Source organism: Halomonas sp. RT37, from assembly GCF_040070525.1.
In the GTDB taxonomy this organism is placed as follows: domain Bacteria; phylum Pseudomonadota; class Gammaproteobacteria; order Pseudomonadales; family Halomonadaceae; genus Halomonas; species Halomonas litopenaei.
This window is the reverse complement of sequence record NZ_CP098827.1, coordinates 3,497,107-3,519,749: the sequence shown is the minus strand read 5'-3', so window position 1 is coordinate 3,519,749 and position 22,643 is coordinate 3,497,107. Positions and strand designations below refer to the sequence as shown.

The window sequence follows — 22,643 nt, the reverse complement described above, 5'->3', positions numbered from 1 at the left end:
AAGAGACGGCGCCCGCCTTGCCATGGGCTCGGTGGGCGCCTTGTTGCTTAGTGGTCGAAGTTGATCGCGGCGTCGACCAGGTCCTCGCCCACGGTCGGCGCCCACTTGTCGATGACCGGACGGACGGCCTCACGGAAGGGACCCAGGTCCGGCTCGGTCACGGTCATGCCGAGTTCCGCCAGTTCACCCTTGTAGCGCTGCTCCAGTTCCTGGCTGGCTTCACGCTGCACCGGCAGTGCGATCTGCGCGGCTTCGAGGATGATCTGCTGATCTTCTTCGCTGAACGAGTTGAACAGGTTCAGGCTCATCATCAGCGGCGCCGGCGAATAGACGTGCTGGGTGATGTTCAGGTAGTCCTGGACCTCGTAGAAGTTGACGTCGTAGATGGTGGCCAGCGGGTTTTCCTGGCTGTCCATGACCCCCTGCTGCAGCGCGGTGTAGACCTCGGTCCAGGCCATCGGCGTGGCGTTGGCGCCCAGCGCTTCCCAGGTGTCCACCTGAACGCGGCTTTCCTGGGTGCGGTGATTGATGCCGTCGAGATCGCTCGGGTGCTCGAGCGGGCGTACCGAGTTGGTGTTGTGGCGGAAGCCGTTTTCCATCCAGGCCAGGAACTTGACGTTCATCTGCTCTTCGGCGAGTTGAGCGAGCTGTTCGCCGTGTTCGCTGTCGAGGAAGCCGTAGGCGTGCTCGTGGTCCTCGAAGATGTAGGGCAGGTCGAACAGCAGGAACTCGTCGACAAAACCGCCCATGGGGCCGGTGGAGGCGATGCCGGCGTCGATGATGCCAAGCCCCATGCCCTCGATGACCTCACGCTCGGCGCCCAAGGCGTTGTCGTAGTGAGGTTCGATGGTCAGACGGCCATCCGACAGGCGCTCAAGTTCCTCACCGAACTTGAGGATACCGATGCCCTGCTGTGACTCGGGTCCCAGCGGCAGGCTGACGTCGATGGTGCGTTCCTGCTGGGCCAGGGCGGTCGCGGACAGGCCAAGACCGACAGCGGCGGTCAGGGCGGTCAGGCTGAAGGGGAGGGGGTGAAAGTGGCGCATGGAGCTCTCCTGTTGTCGTTGTGAGCCCCTGGCCGGCAGCGAGGGGCAATCGGCGGCGCTCGAGGTGGTGGCGCTGCGGAGTGCACACTTGTAAATCCAAACGACATACGTATTCAACAATAGAAAATTCCATGATCCATGTATGTGAAGTAAGTTGCTGAATAGTAATTAAATATACTTTAGTTTAATTTAGTGACTACGTAGTCTTTTTTTGTGGACTGATGGGTAGCGTGCGCGCTCTGTAGCGTCGGGTGGAGGCTGGGGCAAGTGACGTCAGGTGACCTGAAGTGGAGTGAGCTGGAATGAGCTGACGTGAGGTGGAGTGAGCTGGAGTGGGCTGGCGTGAGGTGGAGTGAGCTGGCGCGAGGTGAGGGCGGCTCGTTCATGGGCTCGCACCAGGCGCTCGACAGCGTCACATCAAGCTGTCATCTGGTGGTGATTGACTACACTGTCGCCAGGTCGGTGGCACGCCTTGACGTCCACCTCGGCGACGCACAAGCAAGGGGCGAAAAGCCGTGGCGTGAAACGGCAAATCTGGTTAGCATGCGCCGTCCGGTAGTAGGGTAGGGGGCTCGTCGGGTGGACGAGCCTCGTGGGTCGCGATTCGGCTCACCTCGACCGGGCCTATCCATCTTGACGGGTCGTTGTACTCAGGCGGGAGCGTATTGTTATGTCAAAAGTGATCATCATCGGTGCCGGCGGTGTGGGCAGTGTCGTCGCTCACAAGTGTGCGCAGCTTGAATCGGTGTTTACCGATATCCTGTTGGCGAGTCGCACCGAGTCCAAGTGCAAGGCCATCGCCGAGCAGTTGCCGCGCCCGATTCGCACAGCCCAGGTCGACGCCGACAACGTCGCCGAGCTGACTGCCCTGCTCGAAGCCGAGAAGCCGGAGCTGGTCATCAACGTGGCGCTGCCCTACCAGGACCTGAGCATCATGGATGCCTGCCTGGCCGCCGGCGTGCACTACCTCGACACCGCCAACTACGAGCCGCTGGATACCGCCAAGTTCGAGTACAAGTGGCAGTGGGCCTACCAGGATCGCTTCAAGCAGGCCGGCCTGACCGCGCTGCTCGGCAGCGGCTTCGATCCGGGCGCCACCAACATGTTCACCGCCTATCTCGCCAAGCACTACTTCGACGAGATCGAGGAGCTGGACATCATCGACGTCAACGGCGGCGATCATGGCTACCCCTTCGCCACCAACTTCAATCCGGAGATCAACATCCGGGAGGTCAGCGCGGACTGCCGCCACTATGAAGATGGCGAGTTCGTTACCACGCCGCCGATGTCCAAGATGGCGCGTTTCAGCTGCCCCGAAGAGGTCGGTGACTACAACATCTACCGTCTCTACCACGAGGAGCTGGAGTCGCTGTCCAAGCACTTCCCGAGCCTCAAGCGTGCCCAGTTCTGGATGAGCTTCGGCGACAGCTACCTCAAGCATCTGGAGGTGCTGAAGAATGTCGGCATGACCGGCATCGAGCCGGTGGAGTACAACGGCCAGCAGATCGTGCCGATCCAGTTCCTGGCCAGCCTGCTGCCCGACCCCTCCACTCTGGGCCCGCGCACCAAGGGCAAGACCTGCATCGGCACCGTGGTGCGCGGCAAGAAGGATGGCCAGGAAAAGGTCATGTACCTGTACAACATCTGCGACCACCAGGACTGCTACGCCGAGGTGAAGTCCCAGGCGATCTCCTACACCACCGGCGTGCCGGCGATGATCGGCGCCAAGATGATCCTCGAGGGCCACTGGAAGCGTCCGGGCGTGTGGAACATGGAGCAGTGCGATCCCGATCCGTTCATGGCCGACATGAACGAGTACGGTCTGCCGTGGAAGGTCATCGAGCTGGATCCGTCGTTCCGTCTGGACGTGCAGAAGGGCGAGGACCTCTAAGGCGTGGAGATCCTTCAGTTCACGGATATCACGCGGCTGGACGCCGAGGCGCGGCCGTCACCCTGCTACGTCGTCGACGAGGTGGCGGTGGAGCGCAACCTGGCGATCCTCGCCGAGGTCGCCGAGGCCAGCGGTGCCAAGGTGCTGTCGGCGCTCAAGGCCTTCAGCATGTGGCACTTCGCGCCGATGGTGTCGCGCTACTTGAGCGGCACCTGCGCCAGCGGCCTGCACGAGGCGCAGCTCGGGCGTGAGCACTATGGTGGCGAGGTCCACGTCTTCGGTGCCGCCTACAGCGACGCCGATCTGGCCGAGATCCTCAAGATCGCCGACCATGTGGTGTTCAACAGCTCGGCTCAGTGGCGGCGGGCCCAGCCGCTGGTGCGCGAGGCGCTGGCGCGTCGTCCGGGGCTGCGCTTCGGGCTGCGCATCAATCCGGAGCACTCCGAGGGCGATGTGCCGATCTATGATCCCTGTGCACCGGGGTCGCGGCTCGGTATCCCGTTGTCCGAGCTCGACGAGCAGAGCCTCGACGGCATCAGCGGCCTGCACTTCCATACCCTGTGCGAGCATGACTTCCCGCCGCTCGAGCGTACCCTGGCGGCGGTGGAAGAGCGCTTCGGCCATCTGCTCGGGCGCATGCAGTGGGTCAACTTCGGCGGTGGCCACCATATCACCCGTCCCGACTACCAGCGTGACGATCTGATCCGCTGCGTGCGTGACTTCGCCGAGCGTCACCAGGTGCAGGTCTATCTGGAGCCCGGCGAGGCGGTTGCCATCGGTTCCGGGGTTCTGGTGACCACGGTGCTGGACACGAGCTTCAATGCGCTGAACCAGGCGATCCTCGACACCTCGGCCACCTGCCATATGCCGGACGTGCTGGAGATGCCCTACCGCCCTGGTCTGCTGGGGGCGGGGGAGCCAGGCGAGTACCCGCACACCTATCGACTGGGCGGGCTGACCTGTCTGGCCGGGGACGTGATCGGCGACTACAGCTTCCCCGAGCCGCTTGAGATCGGTCAGAAGCTGATCTTCAAGGACATGTCCCACTACACCATGGTCAAGACCACCACCTTCAATGGCACGCGCCTGCCGGCCATTGCGGTGTGGAACTCCGAGACCGGTGAGCTCAGGGTGATCCGCGAGTTCGGCTATCAGGACTTCCGCGAACGCCTGTCCTGACCGCAGGGTGGAAGGTTCGAGTCCGAGGTTCTGGCGCTCGACTGACGCGGATCGTGGTATCGATTCGATCGGACCGTCTTCGATACGCAAGCCGCCCGCCCCGTTCGGCACTGCCGAGCGGGGCGGGCGTCTTTTCGTCTGCGCCTTAAAAACCTTCGAGCACGATCTTGCCCTTGGCCTTGCCGCTCTCGATCAGCGCATGGGCGCGCTTGAGGTTGTCGGCGTTGATGGTGCCGTAGCTGTCGGTGGCGGTGGAGCGAATCCGACCCGTGTCGATCAGCCCCGCCACCTTGTCGAGGATCTCGCCCTGGCGGGCGATGTCGTCGGTGGTGAAGAGCGCGCGGGTAAACATCAGCTCCCAGTGGATCGACACCGCCTTGGGCTTGAACGGCGTGATGTTCAGCGTCTCTGGGTCATCGATCAGCCCGAAGCGGCCCTGGGGGGCGATCAACTCGGCCACCTGGGGGGCATAGTGCTCCGAATAGTTGGTCGAGAAGACGAAGGCTGGCGCACCCAGGCCCAGCGCCTCGACCTGTTCGGGCAGCGGCTGGCTGTGGTCGATCACGTGGTGAGCGCCGAGTTCCTTCACCCAGGCCTGGGTCTCCGGGCGCGAGGCGGTGGCGATGATCTGCAGGTCGGTCAAGGCGCGCAACAGCTGGATGGTGATGGAACCCACGCCGCCGGCACCGCCGATCACCAGCACTGCACGGGCGGCACCGGGGACCGGATCAAGCACCCGCAGGCGATCGAACAGCATCTCGAAGGCGGTCAGGGTGGTGAGCGGCAGTGCCGCTGCCTGGGCGGTGGGGATGGAGCGAGGCGCATGCCCGACGATGCGCTCGTCGACCAGATGGTACTCGCTGTTGGTGCCCGGGCGGGAGATATCGCCGGCGTACCAGACCTGGTCGCCCACGGCGAAGCGTGAGGCCTGGTCACCGACCGCGACCACCTCGCCGACCGCGTCCCAGCCAATCACAGCAGGCTGACCTTCTTCGGGGGCGCGGGCCTGGCGAATCTTGACGTCCACCGGGTTGACCGAAATCGCCTCGACCTTGACCAGCAGGTCAAAGCCGCTGGCCTGTGGCGTGTCGAGGGTCAGGTCGACCAGGGCGTCGGCGCGGTCGATGGGGCCGGGGGCGTGGTAACCGATAGCTTTCATGGGATCTCCCGTAAGGTGTTCATCAATGGCAACACCTTAGCGTGCTATGGAGTCGTGAAACACCGGCGGCCGCCAAACACACTATTCGGAAATGCCGGACAATGGCCCGATCAGGAGGCAACAGGTTTTCGCTTTCCTTGGCGTCAGAGACATGGCTACACTTGTCGTTTCCCATTGCCCACAGGACGTTACATGGCAAGCTCGCGGCCCAGCTACGCAAGAATAAAGGAATACCTGCTGTCCGAGATCGAGAGCGGGGCCTACGTCGCCGGTGATCGAATCCCTGCCGAGAACGCACTCGCCACCCAGTTTGGGGTCAGCCGCATGACCGCCAACAAGGCCATACGCGATCTGGTACAGAAGGGCTTGCTGGTGCGCCGGGTGGGGTCCGGTACCTTCGTCAGTCAGCGCAAGTCCGAATCGTCGCTGTTCGACATCCGCAATATCGCCGACGAGATCCGCCTGCGGGGCGGTGAGCACTCAAGCCAGATCATCGCCTTGAAAGAGGTGGCGGCATCCGAAGAGGTCGCCGTCTTTCTGGGGGTGAAGACCGGGACCCGGGTGTTCTACTCCGAGATCGTCCACCGGGAAAATGGCGTGGCGATCCAGCTCGAGCGGCGCCACGTCAACCCGAAGCTGGCGCCGGACTACCTGCAGCAGGACTTCGAGCGCCAGACGCCCAACGCCATCCTGGTGGCGCGCTATCCGGTCACCGATGTCGAGAACAGCGTCGAGGCGATGCTGCCAAGTGACGAGGAAGCGGCGCTGCTGGAGATGTCTTCCCGCGATGCCTGCCTGCTGGTGGTTCGTCGCACCTGGTCAGGGGAGTTGTTGATCAGCTACACCCAGCTTCTGCATCCCGGCAAGCGCTACAAGCTGAACGCCTCCCGCAACACCTGACGTCTTCCTTCGAGCCTTGCCGCTCCCGCGCGGGCGGCTACCTTCGGCAAGCCTTTCCGCTGTCTGCGTCATCCAGTGCCTGCGCTTTTTACCTCTCTCTAGCCAGTTCTCGCCGGTGCGATCGAGCGCGCCGGGTCTTCCGGACTTTCCTCTCCCTTCACGCCTGCCGGGCTTCCTGTGGCGGGTCTCGTATCGCCGGTGTGGGCCTTCGACGCCTTTAGATGTATATACCAATATGTGCTATAAGCGCCTCGTGCCGTCGGTTTTTCTTAGACTTTGGTCGTTGGTATTTTTACTCAAATTTCTATAAATCTTTAAAAAGCAGATATTTATAGTTAATTCTGCATTGTCAGAAGAATTGCCTGGGTGGAAAGCCTCCGAATTTAGCGATAAAAATGTATATACATGTTGAGCGTCCTGTAGCGCTCGATACCACCGCCAACAACAACACCGGAGGCAACACCCTATGCAACCACTCAAGGGGATCACCGTCCTCGACCTGTCCCGGGTGCTCGCCGGGCCCTACTGCACCGCCATGCTGGCCGATCTGGGCGCCGAGGTGGTCAAGGTAGAGTCGGGGCAGGGCGACGACAGCCGCCATATCGCGCCTTACGTCGAGGGCGAAAGCCTGTACTTCTCGATGCTCAATCGTGGCAAGAAGAGCCTGTGCCTGAACCTCAAGGACCCTCAGGACCTCGAGCGTTTTTATCGTCTTTGCGAGAGCGCCGACGTGGTGGTGGAGAACTTCCGGCCCGGGGTCACCGAGCGGCTGGGGATCGACGAGGCCACGCTACGTGCGCGTTACCCCCGTCTCGTCTACTGCTCGATCTCCGGCTTCGGTCAGAGCGGTGGCATGCGGGCCAAACCGGCCTACGACATCATCGCCCAGGCGCTGTCAGGCATGATGGCGGCCACCGGGCCCGATGGCGGCATGCCGACCCGGATCGGCGAGTCGCTGGGCGATGTGTGCGCCGGAATGTTCGCCAGCTGGTCGATCGCGGCGGCGCTGTTCGCCCGTGAACGTGACCCGGAGCGCCAGGGCTGTCACCTGGATGTGTCCATGCTCGATTGCCTGTTCTCGATGCAGGTCACCAACCTGGCGCAGTTTGTCGCCAGCGGCCAGGCGCCTGCTCCCATCGGCAACCGCCATCCGCTGTCGGCACCCTTCGACAGCTTCGAGGCCAAGGATGGCCAGGTGATCATCGCGGTGATCAACAACACGCTGTTTTCCCGCCTGGCCGAGTGCATGCAGGCGCCGGAGATCGCCGAAGATGCACGCTTTGTCGACGACGAGCGGCGCTGCCTCCACCAGGCCGAGCTCAAGGCGCTGATCGAAGGCTGGACCGGCCAGTTCACCGTGGAGGAGGTCTGCACACGCCTCGATCAGGCCGGGGTGCCGGCGTCTCCGATCTGGAATATTGCCCAGCTTGCCGAATCCCCGCATGCCGGAGACCGTCAGTTGCTGCTCGATATGGGGCACTGGCGCTCGCCCGCTCAGCCGGTGTTCTTCAATGGCCGTCGGGTCGTCTGCGATCGGCCCGCGCCGACGCTTGGCCAACACAACGCCTGTCTCGAGTTACTGCACCTCAACAAGGAGATCGACGCATGAACTTTACCTTCAATGAAGATGATATCGCCTTCCAGGATGCCGCCCACCGGGTGTGTGCCGAGGTGCTCAAGGCCAATGCGGCACGCTACGACGAGACGCGGGAGTTCTGCCGCGAAAGCCTCGACGCCCTGGGCGAGCTGGGCTTCTGGGGCATGAACCTGCCCGAGCAGTACGGCGGTGTCGAGATTTCGAGCATTGCCATGTCGCTGGCGGTAGAAGAAATCGCTTACCACTGCGCGGCCACCTGTTCATCGCTGACCGCTCACTTTCTGGCCACCGACTCGGTGCTGATCGGCGCCACCGAGGATCAGAAGCAGGCGCTGCTTCCCCAATGTGCCAGCGGCGAGAAGCTGGGCGCCTTCGCCCTGACCGAACCCGGAGCAGGCTCCAATCCCGCCGAGATGCGCACCCGGGCGGTACGCACCAGTGACGGCTGGCACCTGACCGGCACCAAGCACTACATCACCAATGGCGCCTTTGCCGACTTCCTGGTGGTCTACGCCAAGACCGACCCCGATCAGGGCCACCGCGGCATCTCTGCCTTTCTGGTCGACCGTCACACCGCCGGCATCGAGTTCTCGAGTCCCGAGAAGACCCTGGGCCTGCGCGGTAGCCATATCTACGAGATCGGCTTCGACTGTGTGCTGCCATTGGATGCCTTGATGGGCGAGGAGGGGGCCGGATTCGCCACCGCCATGGAGGTGCTGGATCGCGGCCGGGTCGAGGTGGCGGCGATGAGCGTCGGTATCTCGCGGGCCGCTCGAGATGCGTCGCTGGCCTGGTCGAAGGAACGCATCGTCGGTGGCAAGCCGCTGTGCCGGCACCAGGGCATCCAGTGGATGCTGGCCGAAATGCACGCCCAGCTCGAGGCCGCCAAGCTGGTGACCTACAAGGCGGCGGACGCGCGGGACTCCGGCCAGCGTTTCAGCCTGGAGTCGGCGGTGGCCAAGCTGGTGGCCTCCGAGGCGGCGGCCAAGGTGACCGACGCCGCAGTGCAGGTCCACGGCGGTTACGGCTATATCTCCGATCTGCCCATCGAGCGTTACTACCGTGACGCCCGCATCACCCGGATCTTCGAGGGTACCTCGGAGATTCAGAAGATCATTATCGGCCGTGCCATCACCGCCTGATCGCCCAGCACAGGAGATAGCCCATGAAAATCCTTGTCGCGGTCAAGCGCGTCATCGATCACAACGTCAAGATCCGGGTCAAGCCGGACCACTCCGACGTGGACCTCACCAACGTCAAGATGGCCCTTAACCCGTTCTGTGAAATCGCCGTGGAGCAAGCGGTGCGCCTCAAGGAGGCCGGCGTCGCCAGCGAGGTGCTGGTGGTCAGCGCCGGGCCGAAGGCGGTGCAGGAACAGTTGCGTACCGCCTTGGCTCTCGGTGCCGATCGCGCTCTGCACATCGACACCGAGGTCGCGCTGGAATCGCTGGCGGTGGCACGCCTGCTCAAGGCGGTCGTCGAGCAGGAACAGCCGGACCTGGTGCTGCTCGGCAAGCAGGCCATCGACAGTGACAACAATCAGACCGGCCAGATGCTGGCCGCCCTCGGTGGCATGCCTCAGGGCACCTTCGCTTCCGCCCTGGAGGTGGAGCAGGGCCAGATCAAGGTCACCCGCGAGATCGACGGCGGCCTCGAGACCCTGGCGCTGGCGCTGCCGGCGGTGGTCACCACCGACCTGCGCCTCAACGAGCCTCGCTACGCCAAGCTGCCGGACATCATGAAGGCCAAGAAGAAGCCCCTGGCCGTCACCACGCCTGACGCCTTGAGCGTCGACGTCAGCCCTCAGCTGAGGCTCAAGGCGGTGGAGCCACCGCCCGAGCGGCAGGGAGGCATCAAGGTGGCCTCGGTGGCCGAACTCGTGGACAAGCTCAAGAACGACGCCAAGGTGATCGCATGAAGATTCTGGTTGTGGGGGAACACCATCACGGACAGCTCGGCGAGGCCACCGCGCGGGTCGTCGCCGCCGCCCGGCAGATCGCGCAGACAGCGCCGGACCCAAGCGACGTCGATATCGATGTGCTGGTGGCAGGCGAGGGCGTCGCGGGCATCGCCGAGGCAGCGGCAAGGCTTGAGGGCGTGAGCCAAGTGCGGGTGGCGGATCAGGCGAGTCTTGCCCATCAACTGGCCGAGCCCATGGGAGATCTGGTGGCGAGCCTGGCCCGCGACTACACCCACGTGCTGGCGGCGGCATCGACCAGCGGCAAGAACCTGCTGCCACGGGTGGCGGCGCTTGCGGGTGTTGCCCAGCTCTCCGAGGTCATCGCGATCGAGTCCGCCGATACCTTCAAACGGCCGATCTACGCCGGCAACGCCATCGCCACGGTTCAGAGCCTGGACCCCATAAAGGTCATCACCGTGCGGGTCACCGCCTTCGATGCGGAGGTCCAGGCGTCAAGCGCAGCCCCCATCGAGGCCGTCGATATTGCCATCGTCAATGAGCACTCGCACTTTGTCGGCGAGACTCGGGCGGTGAGCGAACGCCCGGAGCTCTCGGCCGCCAGGGTGGTCATCTCCGGTGGTCGCGGCATGGGCAGCGGTGACAACTTTGCTCTGCTCGAAGGCATCGCCGATTCCCTTGGCGGCGCCATCGGGGCATCGCGAGCCGCGGTGGACGCAGGCTTTGTGGCCAACGACCTGCAGGTGGGACAGACCGGCAAGGTGGTCGCGCCGGAGCTGTACATCGCGGTGGGTATCAGCGGCGCCATTCAGCACCTGGCGGGGATGAAGGACTCGAAGGTCATCGTCGCCGTCAACAAGGATGAGGAGGCGCCAATCTTTCAGGTCTCCGACTACGGTCTGGTCGCCGACCTGTTCGAGGCACTGCCCGAGCTCGAACGGGCGCTGGCCGATCGCTGATTGGTGCGCTACGGCACTGGCCATTCGTCCCTGAGTATCACCCATCCCGCTGGTGTCGATGACGGCGCCGGCACCAACGAGCGTCGCCCCAGCGGGCGATGCTCATTGCAAGCCTCACTGGAGACACAACATGAACAATCCCAAGGTGGCAGCCCCTCCACGCAGCGCTGGCCTGACCTCACTGGTCGGCAGCCTGATCGGTCTTTGCTTCTTCTTTTTTCCCTTCCCGACGGCGGACGGCGAGCTGAAGATTCCGCTGGTGATCATCATCGACTACCTGAAGACAGCGCTCGGCGGGGCCCTCGAGTACGTGACTCTCGGCCTTGTTGCCTTGCTGTGCGTGACCTGGCTGCTGTCACGCTTGGTGGCTTCCTCCGGGGCGTCGTCTCCATGGCGCCGAGCCGTCGCCGCCTACCATGAGAAGGACGGCACGATGACCGGGCTGACCTTCCTGCTGGCGGCGGTGTTCACCTTCATGCTGGTGTTCCAGATTGGCCCCGACTGGCTGCTGCACAAGGATGTCGGAGGGCTGGCGCTTTATCTGGGGGGCAGCGTCTTTCTGACCGTGGCCATCGCCGGCCTGTTTGTGCTGTTTCTGACCGAGTTCGGCTTCCTGGAATTTGTCGGCACCCTGATGGAGCCCTTGATGCGTCCGCTCTATCGTCTGCCGGGCAAGTCTGCGGTGGACGCGGTTGCCTCCTTCGTCGCCGCCCCGGCGGTGGGCATCTTCATCACCAACAAGCTCTATCTGGAAGGCCACTATACTCAGCGGGAGTCGGCCAGCATTGCCACCAACTTCAGTATCTGCAGCCTGGGCTTCTTCGCCCTGCTGGCGTCCATCGGCGGCATCATGGCTTACCTGCCGCACATGATCATCGTCTCCTTCATCATCAACTTCACCCTGGCGGCGCTGATGGTCAGGATTCCGCCGTTGTCGCGCAAGCTCGACGTCTACCATCAGGGCAACACCCAGACGGCTCAGGATCTTGAGGTTTCCAGTGATGGACACATCCTGGCCCGTGCCTGTGGCGCCGCCGCCGAGCGCGCCTCCCAGACTCGGCTCGATGTGTTCTACAAGGGCTTCTGGGAGGCCATCACCTTTGCCCAGAAGATCGTCGCCTACATCCTGGCCATCGCCACCCTGGCGCTGCTGCTGGCGACCTACACCCCGGTATTCGACTACCTGGGCGTGCTGGTGGAGCCGTTGATCTCTGCGCTTCAGCTGCCGGATGCCAGCGCCATTGCCCCCACCGTGCTGGTGTCGATCGCCGAGATCGCGCTGCCGGCGATCATCATCTCCGGCGCCGACGTCGACCCCATGGCGGTGTTCTTCGTGTGCACCCTGTCGTCGGTGCAGATCATCTTCTTCACCGAGAGTGCCAACGCCATGCTGGAGTCGGACATCCCGCTGACGGTGCGTGACCTGGTCGTGGTATTCCTGCTGCGCACCCTGGTGGCCATGCCCATGGTGGCGCTGGCGACCCATCTGCTGTTCTAAGGCTTGTCCAAAGCCTTAGCCTCATCTCCTTGTGTCGCCCATTGGCGCTACCGACCTCCGTCGGCAGCGCCTTTTTTCATGTGCCGGACTTGAGGCGTCGCCGGGGTGTCGGGAAGAACATGGAATGCCGATGGCAGCGGCTGCGGAATGGGTGCCGGCGATGGCTTGTTGAAAAAACCGAAAACTGATTGCGCCGCTTGCCGGCTTATCGTCGGTGTCGGGCTGCACTAGGATGAGGGAAAACATGCCGCCGGGCCCTATTCGGTTGCCGGCGCCGCCAGGAGATTGCCATGAAGACGATTTTGATCACCGGGTCCACCGATGGGATTGGCCTTGCCACCGCCAGCGAACTGGCGCGCCAGGGCCATCGCGTCATCCTGCATGGACGCAACCCGGACAAGCTCGCGGCGGCCCGTGAGCAGTTGGCAGCGGTCTCGCAAGGCGAGGTGCCCGCCGGGCATGTCGCCGACCTGTCGCGCCTGGCCGAGGCGGCGGCACTGGCGGTGGAGATCGAGCAGAGCGATGAGCGCATCGATGTGCTGATCAACAACGCCGGTGTCTACCGCACCCCGAACACCCGCACCGAAGACGCCCTCGATGTGCGCTTTGCGGTCAATACCCTGGCGCCCTATGTGCTGACGAAGCGCCTGGCGCCTGTGCTCGGTGACGAGGGGCGCGTGGTCAATCTGGCTTCTGCCGCCCAGGCGCCGGTGTCGCTGGCGGCGCTTGCCGGCACCGCCGACGCCGACGGTGACTTCGACGCCTACGCCCAGAGCAAGCTGGCGCTGATCATGTGGACCCGCGACCTGGCCGCCAGGTCCAGTGCCTGTGATCCCATGGTGGTGGCGGTCAACCCCGGCTCCTTGCTGGCCAGCAAGATGGTCAAGGAAGGCTTTGGCGTGGCCGGCAACGACCTGTCCATCGGCGTCGACATCCTGGTCCGGGCAGCATTGTCCGAGGAGTTCGGCAACGCCGGCGGCCAGTACTACGACAACGACGGCAAGGGCTTCTCGTCACCGCATGCCCACGCCATGGACGATGGCCGATGCCGTCGCCTGGTCGAGGCCATGGAAGAGGTGCTGGAGCGCCAGGCCTAGCCCGTTGCCACGAACGAGAGTGCCCTGGCCAGTCGTGTTTAGCCTTGAGCAAGCTCGAGGACGGTGTCGGTCAGGGTTCGGACGGCCACTGCGGCATCGTCCTTCTCGACATGTTCGTCCGGGTGATGACTGATGCCGTCCCGACAGGCGACGAACAGCATCGCAGCAGGGCACAGGTTGGCCAGATGGATGGCGTCATGAAAGGCGCCAGACACCAGTCGGGGGGCTTTGGTGGCGTACGTCTCAAGCTTCTGTTCAAGTGATGCCAGGATGGCCGAATCGAAGGTGACCGGTGCGATCGAGGACAACCGTTCCAGTGTGGCCGGACAGCCCTGCCAGTGAGTCGCTGCCAGGGCGGCAAAATCGTCGTCGATGGCTGCCAGTACCGAGCCATCGGGGTGGCGCAGATCGACCGTGAAGGTGACCTCGTCGGCGATGGTATTGATCGAGTCTGGTGCCACGCTGAACTTGCCGATGGTGAAACGTACCTGCGAGCCCCGCCGGTTGACGCAGTTCTCCAGCTCCCTGATCAGGGCATGTGCCCCCATCACTGCGTCTCGTCTCATGTCCATGGGCGTTGTGCCGGCGTGGTTGGCACGTCCCTGGAGGCGAAAGCGGTACCAGTTGACACCCTGAATACCAACGACCACACAGGCGGGAAGTTGGCCTGCATCCAGCACGGGACCTTGCTCGATATGCAGCTCCAGGTAGGCCGATGGTGAAAAGGGGGTTTCTCGCTTGGTCGACCCCCGGGCTTCCATGGCCTCTAGACAAGGGGCCAGGGCTTGTTCGAATGACACTCCGGCATCATCGCGTGACGCCATGATCGCCGCGATGTCTCTAACCCCCGCGAACCACGCAGACCCCGGTGTTCCCGGGGCGAAACGGGCGCCTTCCTCGTTGGTCCAGCTCACCACTTCGACAGGGCACTCGAGCGTGATGTCCTGTTCGTGCAGTGTGCGCAGCACGGCGAGGCCTGCGATGACGCCCAGCGCCCCGTCGTAGATTCCCCCTCGAGGCTGACTGTCCAGATGGCTGCCGATCAACAGCGGCGGGAGCTCCGGGGAGCGCCCCTCTCGGCGCAGGTAGAGGTTGCCGATGGGGTCGTGGAAGGCGCTCGCGCCGAGGGAAGCCGCCTCTTGCATCAGCCACAGACGTGCCTCGATGTCGCTTTCGTCCAGTGCCAGGCGGCCGAGGCCGCCTTCGGGTAGCGCGCCGATGCGCGCCTGGGTCTGAACGTCCTGCCAGAAGCGATCGATATCGACCTCTCGCCCTAATGTGCTGTGCTGTTGCATTGTGCTCGTCTCAATAGATGAGTGAGGGCAGCCAGGTGCTGAACCAGGGAACATAGCTGATGACAATCAACGCCAGCAGCATCATGGCTATGAAGGGCAGGCACGCCTTGAACACTTCCTGCAGTGACATCTTCGAGATGGACATGGCCACGAAAAGATTCAGCCCGACCGGGGGAGTGATCATTCCCACCGAGAAGTTGATCAGGGTGATCACGCCAAAATGCACGGGGTCGACGCCGACCTGCTCGGCGATAGGCTGAAGGAGAGGGGACAGCACGATGATGGCCGAGGCACTGTCGAGGAAGAAGCCTGCGACGATCATCACCACATTGAACAGCGCCATGACCTGAATGGGATCGTCGGTCAGTGATAGCACCTGACTGGCCAGCTGGGTTGGCGTACCGGTGATCGCCAGCAGCCATGAGAAGGCAGAGGCGCCGGCAGTGATCAGCAGCAAGGTCGCAGAGGTCAAGCCAGAGCTTCTCAGGGTGGCGACCAGCTCCCGGGGACCAATGGTTCGATACACGACCATGCCGATGAAGAGTCCGTAGACGCAGGCCACCGCGGCCGACTCCGTGGGGGTGAAGACGCCGCTGTAGATGCCGCCCAGCAGAATAAAGGGGAGCCCCAGGCCCCAGGCTGCCGCCTTGAAGGCACGCAGGATCTCGCCCAAAGAGGGAATCGGCGCACGCGCATAGCCCTTGAGGCTGGCGTAGACCATGCAGTAGCCGATCAACAGAGAGGCGATCAGGATGGCCGGCAGCAACCCCGCAGCGAATAGCTGACCCACCGAGGTGCCAGTCACCGAACCATAGATGATCAAGGCGATACTGGGGGGCACGATCGGGCCAAGGGTGCCGGCCGTGGCGATCAGGCCAATGGCGAAAAGCCGGTTGTAGCCTGCCGCGACCAGGGCGGGAAACATGATGGTGCCGATGGCCACCACGGTGGCTGGGCTGGAACCTGAGATGGAGCCAAAGAACAGGCATGACAGCACGGTGGCCGCTGCGAGTCCTCCGGGCACCCAGCCGACCAGTGCCTTGGCCAGGTTGATCAGGCGGTCGGACAGCCCGCCGATACGCATCAATTCGGCGGCTAGAATAAAGAAGGGGATCGCCATCAGCGAGAAGTTGTTCATGCCCGTGAACATGCGCATGGGAACAATCAGCGCACTGGTCGAGCCGAACAGCTCAATTGCGACAAAAACGGCGAGTGAGAGTGCGGCGAATATCGGTAGACCGAGCAACAACACCGCGAAGAAGATTGGCAGAAGCGCCGTAATCATGGGAGTCTCCTGGTTAGACGAGCTTGTCTGCCTCTGCGGCGAGTTGTTCAGCGTGGCTCATGGGGGGGCTCGACCACATCGTCTGCAAGAGTCCAAGGTAACGGATGATCAGCAGCACTCCCGAGATACCGATCGGCAGGTAGAACCATGCCATCGGCAGTCTCAGGGCTGCCGTCAGCTGTCCGCGATCCATGGTCTTTCCGAATAGCTGGAACCCGTAGAAGACCATGAATCCGGCGAAGATGATGCCGAGTACCGCCGAGACCAGATGCAACAGGCGATTGACCCTGGGCGAGGCGATGGCATTGAGCACATCGACCGAGATATGAGCGCCGTGTCGCACCCCCATGCTGGCACCGACGAAGCTCATGCAGATGATGGAATAGATGACAACTTCCTCGGCCCAGAACAGCGAGCTGTTGAAGCCATAACGATAAACCACCTGAACCGCCGTAATGACGGTCGCGATCGACATGAACGCGACCATCGAAACGCTCTCCAGGCGATCAATCGCTGCATTCAGCGTCTTGATCATCGGAGCTCTCTCTTAGTATTCGATACCGACGACGTCGTAGACCTTGTGCAGCAGTTCCGGCGTCACCACGTCTTCGTAGTCCTCGTGTACCGGCATGCTGGCCTCGACAAAGGCTTGGCGAGCCTCATCGCTGATCTCGTTGATGGCGATCTCGTCCTTGATCTCGGACATGATCACTTCCTCGTTCTCGAGCGTCATCTGGCGTGAGGCATCGCGACCGTTGTCGAAGGCTTCGAGCATGACCTGCTGGAGGTCTTCGGGCAGGGATTCCCAGGCATCCTTGTTCATGACGGCGGCGTAGGCGTGGTAGGCATGGCTGGTCAGTGACAGGTAGTCCTGAACCTCGTGGAAGCGCATGGTGTAGATATTGGCCAGCGGGTTTTCCTGTCCTTCTACCACGCCTTGCTGCAAGCCGTTGTAGACCTCGGTGAACGCCATCGCAGTCGCGTTTGCGCCATAGTTCTCGTAGGTCGAGATGATGATCGGGGCCTGCATGGTGCGCATGCGAATGGCGTCGAGGTCTTCGGGGGACTCGATGGCACGCACGTTATTCGTCATATGGCGAAAACCCGCGCCCCAGAAGTTGAAGGCATGCATGCCATCATCTTCGAGGGTATCGAGGATTTCCCGTCCCACGTCGCCATCAAGCACCGCTTCCATGTCATCGTAGGTCGAGATCAGGAAAGGCAGGTCAAGAATCTGCAGGCGGGGTTCGAAGTTGCCCAGGGTTGCGGTGGGGGGGATGCCGATATCCACCAGCCCCATCTGGATCTGTTCGATGATTTCGACATCGCCACCGACCTGGGCGGCGGGCAGCACGTTGATGCTGATACGGCCGTCGGAGTTCTCCTCCACCTCCTTCTTGAAGGCGAGGGCGGCCTTGCCATTGGGCGTGTCTTCAATCAACACATGGGCAAAGGAAAAGGTGTAGTCGGCGGCCAGGCTCTGGCCGGAGATGGAGGCTGCGGCGATGGCCAGGGGCAGGGCCAGCTTCAGGGACATTTTCATGGATGGTTCCTTTTTTGTCGTGGTTGTTGTCGGGGTTGTTGTTGTGGTCGGTACAACGCGATGAAAATGGTGGAGCACCATCGGAGATGGCTGAGTCAGACCTGGTGCTTCGATTCAGCGAGCCAGTGCATCGAGTGTTGCCGCCAGTGGAGTGTCGCTGGCCAGCAATATCGACAGGGCAATTCGCGCCTTGCGTGCGCCAAGCCCGCTGACCGGCAGTGCGCCTGCCTGACACAGATCGACAAGGCTTCCCGAGAATTCGTAGCTCTGGTGGAGCGGGCCTGACAGGCAACTGCTCGTGACCAGTACAGGAAGTCCTTGCGAGCTGGCATCACGAACAGCCGGCATCCAGTCGGGAGGGACATGGCCTCTACCCAGGGCGTCGATGACGATGCCGGCGGCGCCGTTGTCGATGGCGCATTCGAGCAGTGCGGGGCTGGCGTCGAGGTAAGCGGGAACGATGTCGACGCGAGGAAGTTGTGCCTGCAAGGGCAACTCGAAGACCTGGTGATCGACGGGGCGCTGCAGCAGGTGGACGTTCTCTCCATCCACTCGGCCAACGGGGCCAGCGGCAGGCGCGGTAAAGCCGTCCAGCTGATAGGTCGAGACCTTGCGTACCTGCCGAGCCGCGAACAACGACTGGTTGAACACGACCAGTGTGCCCAGTCCTCGTGCCTGCTCGTCGGCGGCCACCCGGATGGCGTCGGCCAGATTGATGAAAGCGTCCGTCCCGGCCTGGTGTGGCGGTCGCTGGGAGCCAGTCACCACGACAGGCTTGTGCGACGGCAGGGTCAGATCGAGGAAGAACGCCGTGTCTTCCAGGGTATCGGTGCCGTGGGTAACCACGATGCCTTGCACGCCTGGGTCGGCCATGGCGTCCAGGCAACGCTGGTGCAACGCTACAAGGTCGGCGCGGCTGATGGCGTTGCTTGGCTTTTGCAGGACCGAAACCACGTCGACGCGAGCGCGGAGCGCTTCGGGTAGCGCAACGTTTGCCAGCAAGGCGTCGCCTGGGAGCGCGCCGGACAGACTGCGCCCGGAGCTATCCAGGGCACTGGCAATGGTGCCTCCGGTGGTCATCACCAGAATACGGGGTAGGGAGGACATGTTCGCGTCTCTTTGTTGTTGTCATAAGACATCAGATGTCTGTCATCATGCTAGACTCAAGGTTGCTGTCCAGGCAAGTCCTGGCGCTCAAAAAGTAATGATAAAACCGATAAAAATAGATTTTCGTCGCGGCCGTCTTGTGTCGATGCGCAGATTGGTTGGATATTTTCTGTCGCTGACCGCTTTTGACGTGTTACCCAGCCGCGCCACGCCAAGTTCGAAACGCATCAACAAGGATAAAGCCAATGGATCTCTTCGGGAGTTCAATCGACCGCCAGTCGGTCGCGGTGCAGCTGCTCGAGCGCATCAAGACGGCGCTGATCGCCGGTGAGCTCAAGCCAGGAGACTATCTGCCTTCGGAGACGGAATTGACCCATAGCTTGGGAATCGGCAAGTCCAGTGTGCGTGAGGCGATCAAGATGCTGCAGGCGATCGGCATCGTCGAGGTCAAGCGGGGGCAGGGGACGCTGATTCGCAAGGAGCCCGGAGAGCCGCTGGTCGATCCGATGGCATTTGGCATGATCCTGGCCAGAGGCATGACCCGTGACGTTCTGGAGTTTCGCAAGATGTTCGAACCCGCCTATACGCTGCAGGCGATGGACAATGCCACGCCCGAGGATCATGAGGCGATTGGCGCTGCCATTGACGCGCTCGAGGCAGCCATTGCCAATGACGAGCAGACGGCTTGCCACGATACGGCCTTTCATCGCGCGATCCTGGCCGCCACCCACAACCCCATGACGATTCGCGTCGGCGAGACGCTGATTCAACTGGTCGAGGCGGGCCTGGAGACGTCGATGCAGACCCTACCGGAGGTGGCGCTCAAGGACCACAAGGCGATCTACGCGGCGTTTCGTGACGGCGACGAAGCGGCCGTCAGGGCCGCGATTGAGGTCAGCAGCCAAAGCTGGGAAACCACCCTGACCTATCTGGAAGGTACAGAAGGTGGCTGAGCGGCGTTTGGCCTCTTAAGCTTGCCGGATACCTGGACCAGCGTCGACACCCGCGCGGCCGTTGCTGACACTCCGTCGTGAGCAGAAGGCCAGGCAGGAAGCGTCCTGCACGAACCAGACCTGGATGCCTCGACCGGGGACGAGCCTGGCGCGCGCCTACCCAGCCCCGCTACAAGATAAAGCCCCCGCTCACCGTGAAGGCGAGCGGGGGCTTTTGGTTGCCTGCTGTTGGTGACGGCTCAGGTGGTCTGAAATTCGCCGCTGGAGGTGGTCGTTTTCTCAGTGGACGACGTCGTGCGCCAGATGGCGATATTGGCGTAGCCGTAGAACAGCGAGATGGCGATGACCAGCATGTGATACCAGAGGAAGGGCAGGTAGGCCATGGTGGACACGCCGAGGGTGGTGGCCATGAACACGCCGCCATCGGTCCAGGGCACCATCGGGGTGGTCACGGTGCCACCGGCTTCGGCGTTGCGCGACAGCACCCGACGATCGATGCCCTGGTCGTCGTAGTTCTTCTCGGTGATGGTGCTGGCGGTGATCAGCGAGACGTAGGCGGCGCCCCCGAAGAAATTGCCGAAGAAGCCACCGAGCATGGTCGACAGGGTCAGCCGGCCCGGGTTGTTGGCCCAGCGCAGGAAGCCGTTGCTGATCGCCTTGAGGATGCCGACCCGGTCCATCAGGCCACCGAGGCCCAGGGCGAAAAGGATCAGTGCCACCACGCCGAGCATCGACTGGATGCCGCCGCGATTGAGCAGTGTATTGAGGAATTCCACATCCGAGGCCATGGTGTTGCCGTCATAGGCGATGCGAATGGCATCGACCGGAGACACGTCCTGGGCCCACCAGGCGCAGATGCTGCCCAGCACGGCGCCGAAGGTGATTACCGGGATGGCGGGGAATCGGCGCGTCAGCAGGCCGATCACGATCACCGCCGGCAGCAACAGCCAGGGGCTGATGGTGAAGTGGGTCTCCAGCGCCTGCATGGCGACAGTGGCACGGGAGGTGTCGACGTCGCCGTCGATAAAGAAGAAGCCGACCACTAGAAACAGCACGCCGGCGATCAGGATTGCCGGTGCACTGACCAGCATCATCGAGCGGATATGGTCGATCAGGTTGACCTTGCACAGCGAGGCGGTCATCACGGTGGTATCGGACAGCGGCGACATCTTGTCGCCGACGTAGGCACCGGAGATCACCGCGCCGGCGACCAGCGGCAGCGGGATGCCGAAGCTGTGGCCGATGCCCATCATGGCGACACCGGCGGTGCCTGCGGTACCGAAGGAGGTACCAGTGGCCAGCGAGGTGAGGGCGCAGATGATGAAGGCGGCGAACAGGAAGATCTGCGGGTCCATCACCGTCAGACCGTAGTAGATGATGCTCGGCACGATGCCACCGGCGATCCAGGTGCCGATCAGGGCGCCGACGGTGGTCAGCACCAGTATGGCTTCCATGCCGTTGTGAATGCCGTTGATCAGTCCTTCCTGCATGCTGGCGTAGCGGATCTTGAGCCTGACGCCCAGCGCCATGACCAGAAACCAGGAGGCGAACAGGGCAAGCTGGATGGGCAGACCAAGGACATTGATGCTCAAGAACATGATGGCGATGAAGCCGATCATGACGGCCAGAACCTCGGCCATGCCGGGTAGGCGGATGGGGGTGGAAGACGACGTCATGGGATCTCCTTTGGTGTTGTTGTGGGTTCTGCGGTGCAGGGGCCGAGCGGTCATGCTCAGAAGCGCTCGAGCCGATAGGGCGACAGTGGCGGGAGTGGCGATGGTGGCGGGAGTGACACCGGACCGGATCCGGTCGCTGGGCCCGTCCGCCCCGTCGCCAGGCGGGCGACAAGCTGTGCCGTCACAGCGGCCTGGGTCAGTCCCAGGTGGTGGTGGCCGAAGGCCAGCAGCACGCGGCCGTCACGGGCGCTGTCGATGATCGGCAGCGAATCGGGAAGGGAAGGGCGAAAGCCCATCCAGGGCTTGGCATCGGTGGCGTCCAGGTCGTGCTCGAACAGACCCTGGCTCAGGCGGTGGAGCTGCCAGGCGCGGTCCATGCTGGGGGGGCGCTTGAGGCCGGCGAATTCGACAGTGCCGGCCAGGCGCAGGCCGTCACTCATCGGCGTCATGATGAAGCGGCGCTCCAGCGAGGTGACCGCCACCGGCAATCGGTGCCGCTCTTCCGGCAGCATCAGGTGATAGCCACGCTCGGTATCCAGTGGCACCCGGCGACCGCTGAGGTCTGCGGCCAGGGGGGCCGAGTGGGCGCCGCAGGCCAGCAGTACCCGTTCACAGTCCAGCGCCCCCGAATCGGTCTGGAGGCTGACGCCCTGGCCATGGACACGGGCAGTGCGTACCTCCGCCGTGGCGAAGGTAACGCCTGCATGGCGGGCGGCGTCGACCAGGGCCCGGGAGATGGCGGCGGGGTCGACCACATGGGCGGTGGCGGGAAAGAAGAGGCCGCCACGGAGCTTGGTCGAGAGGGACGGTGCAAGCTCGCGTATGGCGTCACCCGACCAGGATTCGAGGGCTACCCCCTGGGCCGACATGGCGGCGGCCAGGTGGTCGATCCGGGGCTTTGACAGGTCCTGCTCATAGACCAGCAGCGAGCCGTCCTCCTTCATCAGATGGCGGCCATCGATCGAATCGAGCAGCTTGCGCCAGGCGTCCAGGCTGACCTCGTTGAGGGCACGAATCCCGGCCACGCTGTTGGCGTAGGGGGCAGAGCGCAGGTTCAGCAATAGACGAGTGAACCAGGGCAGGGCGCGGGGCAGGTAGCGCCAGTCCAGTCGCAGCGGCCCCATCGGATCACGCAGCATGGCGGGAAGCTGCGTCAGGATCGAGGCGTCGGCGATGGGAAAGACCTGCTCGGTGGCCATATGCCCGGCGTTGCCGTATGACGCCCCCATGCCGGGAGCCTGACGATCCAGTACCTGCACCGAAAAGCCCTGGCGGCGCAGCTCGAGTGCGCAGGCGAGGCCGATGACGCCAGCACCGATCACGGTAATGCGCGTGTCGCCGGGTTGGCGGTCTTGTCGCGAGCCGGGTGAACCCATGGTTTGCCTCTGCAGCGTTTGTCTTTGTCGATTGTATAAAATATAAGATAGGTGCCCTTTCGGATCAATAGGGTCGATATTCAACGTTGGCGTTATCCGCTGGACGGTCTGCATGGGCGACGCATTGAGGAGGAGCGCATGAACGACGCGCTGGGGCCGGAGCG

At 63.1% G+C, this 22,643-nt stretch carries 19 protein-coding genes; 10 read left to right on the top strand and 9 right to left on the bottom strand.

All coding sequences use genetic code 11. The annotated features are described in order from the left end of the window. Nucleotides 1–47 precede the first annotated feature (47 nt). On the bottom strand, nucleotides 48–1,046 hold the full coding sequence (locus tag NFG58_RS15285; protein ID WP_108133688.1) for a TRAP transporter substrate-binding protein: 999 nt from the start codon (nucleotides 1,044–1,046) through the stop codon (nucleotides 48–50). Nucleotides 1,047–1,716: 670 nt separating this feature from the next. Between NFG58_RS15285 and NFG58_RS15280 the strand changes: the two genes are divergently transcribed. Both NFG58_RS15280 and nspC read left to right on the top strand, forming a co-directional pair. Beyond that, nucleotides 1,717–2,937 carry a saccharopine dehydrogenase family protein gene (locus NFG58_RS15280; protein WP_045992530.1) on the top strand — a complete coding sequence of 407 codons (1,221 nt, stop codon included), beginning with the start codon at nucleotides 1,717–1,719 and terminating at the stop codon, nucleotides 2,935–2,937. Between the two features lie 3 nt (nucleotides 2,938–2,940). Further along, nucleotides 2,941–4,116, top strand: a complete 1,176-nt coding sequence (nspC, locus tag NFG58_RS15275; RefSeq protein ID WP_348826887.1) for a carboxynorspermidine decarboxylase — start codon at nucleotides 2,941–2,943, stop codon at nucleotides 4,114–4,116. Nucleotides 4,117–4,261: 145 nt separating this feature from the next. On the opposite strand, the gene NFG58_RS15270 is transcribed toward nspC, so the two are convergent. After that, nucleotides 4,262–5,275, bottom strand: a complete 1,014-nt coding sequence (locus tag NFG58_RS15270) for a zinc-binding alcohol dehydrogenase family protein (RefSeq protein ID WP_348826886.1) — start codon at nucleotides 5,273–5,275, stop codon at nucleotides 4,262–4,264. Nucleotides 5,276–5,467: 192 nt separating this feature from the next. Here NFG58_RS15270 and hutC point away from each other — a divergent pair, with 192 nt between their 5' ends. From hutC to NFG58_RS15235, 7 genes are all read left to right on the top strand, one after another. Then, nucleotides 5,468–6,175: a histidine utilization repressor gene (gene hutC / locus NFG58_RS15265; protein WP_348826885.1), complete on the top strand. Its 708-nt coding sequence runs from the start codon at nucleotides 5,468–5,470 to the stop codon at nucleotides 6,173–6,175. Between the two features lie 466 nt (nucleotides 6,176–6,641). After that, on the top strand, nucleotides 6,642–7,784 hold the full coding sequence (locus tag NFG58_RS15260; RefSeq protein ID WP_348826884.1) for a CoA transferase: 1,143 nt from the start codon (nucleotides 6,642–6,644) through the stop codon (nucleotides 7,782–7,784). After that, nucleotides 7,781–8,914 (top strand): acyl-CoA dehydrogenase family protein, encoded by a 1,134-nt coding sequence (locus NFG58_RS15255; protein ID WP_348826883.1) that lies wholly within the window; start codon nucleotides 7,781–7,783, stop codon nucleotides 8,912–8,914. The genes NFG58_RS15260 and NFG58_RS15255 overlap by 4 nt, the downstream gene beginning before the upstream one ends. 23 nt (nucleotides 8,915–8,937) lie before the next feature. Beyond that, complete coding sequence (locus NFG58_RS15250; RefSeq protein ID WP_348826882.1) at nucleotides 8,938–9,690, top strand: electron transfer flavoprotein subunit beta/FixA family protein; 753 nt, start codon at nucleotides 8,938–8,940, stop codon at nucleotides 9,688–9,690. Continuing rightward, entirely contained in the window at nucleotides 9,687–10,649 is a 963-nt protein-coding gene (locus NFG58_RS15245) for an FAD-binding protein (protein WP_348826881.1), read from the top strand. Before NFG58_RS15250 ends, NFG58_RS15245 begins: the two co-directional genes overlap by 4 nt. A gap of 130 nt (nucleotides 10,650–10,779) precedes the next feature. Then, nucleotides 10,780–12,147 carry a nucleoside recognition domain-containing protein gene (locus NFG58_RS15240; RefSeq protein WP_348826880.1) on the top strand — a complete coding sequence of 456 codons (1,368 nt, stop codon included), beginning with the start codon at nucleotides 10,780–10,782 and terminating at the stop codon, nucleotides 12,145–12,147. Between the two features lie 290 nt (nucleotides 12,148–12,437). Further along, nucleotides 12,438–13,244 carry an SDR family NAD(P)-dependent oxidoreductase gene (locus NFG58_RS15235; protein WP_348826879.1) on the top strand — a complete coding sequence of 269 codons (807 nt, stop codon included), beginning with the start codon at nucleotides 12,438–12,440 and terminating at the stop codon, nucleotides 13,242–13,244. A gap of 38 nt (nucleotides 13,245–13,282) precedes the next feature. Here NFG58_RS15235 and NFG58_RS15230 read toward each other — a convergent pair whose 3' ends face one another. The 5 genes from NFG58_RS15230 to NFG58_RS15210 form a co-directional block, all read right to left on the bottom strand. Continuing rightward, entirely contained in the window at nucleotides 13,283–14,539 is a 1,257-nt protein-coding gene (locus tag NFG58_RS15230) for a M20 family metallo-hydrolase (RefSeq protein WP_348826878.1), read from the bottom strand. 10 nt (nucleotides 14,540–14,549) lie between these two features. Further along, nucleotides 14,550–15,824 carry a TRAP transporter large permease gene (locus NFG58_RS15225; RefSeq protein ID WP_045992540.1) on the bottom strand — a complete coding sequence of 425 codons (1,275 nt, stop codon included), beginning with the start codon at nucleotides 15,822–15,824 and terminating at the stop codon, nucleotides 14,550–14,552. A gap of 13 nt (nucleotides 15,825–15,837) precedes the next feature. Continuing rightward, nucleotides 15,838–16,359, bottom strand: coding sequence for a TRAP transporter small permease (locus NFG58_RS15220; protein WP_045992541.1), 522 nt, complete (start codon nucleotides 16,357–16,359; stop codon nucleotides 15,838–15,840). Nucleotides 16,360–16,371: 12 nt separating this feature from the next. Further along, nucleotides 16,372–17,367: a TRAP transporter substrate-binding protein gene (locus NFG58_RS15215; protein WP_348826877.1), complete on the bottom strand. Its 996-nt coding sequence runs from the start codon at nucleotides 17,365–17,367 to the stop codon at nucleotides 16,372–16,374. A 114-nt stretch (nucleotides 17,368–17,481) separates the two neighbouring features. Beyond that, entirely contained in the window at nucleotides 17,482–18,474 is a 993-nt protein-coding gene (locus NFG58_RS15210; RefSeq protein WP_348826876.1) for an asparaginase, read from the bottom strand. Nucleotides 18,475–18,719: 245 nt separating this feature from the next. On the opposite strand from NFG58_RS15210, the gene NFG58_RS15205 reads away from it, so the two are divergent. Beyond that, complete coding sequence (locus tag NFG58_RS15205) at nucleotides 18,720–19,427, top strand: FadR/GntR family transcriptional regulator (protein WP_348826875.1); 708 nt, start codon at nucleotides 18,720–18,722, stop codon at nucleotides 19,425–19,427. A gap of 239 nt (nucleotides 19,428–19,666) precedes the next feature. Here NFG58_RS15205 and nhaC read toward each other — a convergent pair whose 3' ends face one another. Both nhaC and NFG58_RS15195 read right to left on the bottom strand, forming a co-directional pair. Then, complete coding sequence (nhaC, locus tag NFG58_RS15200) at nucleotides 19,667–21,103, bottom strand: Na+/H+ antiporter NhaC (protein WP_348826874.1); 1,437 nt, start codon at nucleotides 21,101–21,103, stop codon at nucleotides 19,667–19,669. Between the two features lie 56 nt (nucleotides 21,104–21,159). Further along, the gene (locus NFG58_RS15195; RefSeq protein ID WP_348826873.1) at nucleotides 21,160–22,479 is read right to left on the bottom strand and encodes an FAD-dependent oxidoreductase; all 1,320 of its coding nucleotides are present in this window, start codon (nucleotides 22,477–22,479) and stop codon (nucleotides 21,160–21,162) included. Nucleotides 22,480–22,643 lie beyond the last annotated feature (164 nt).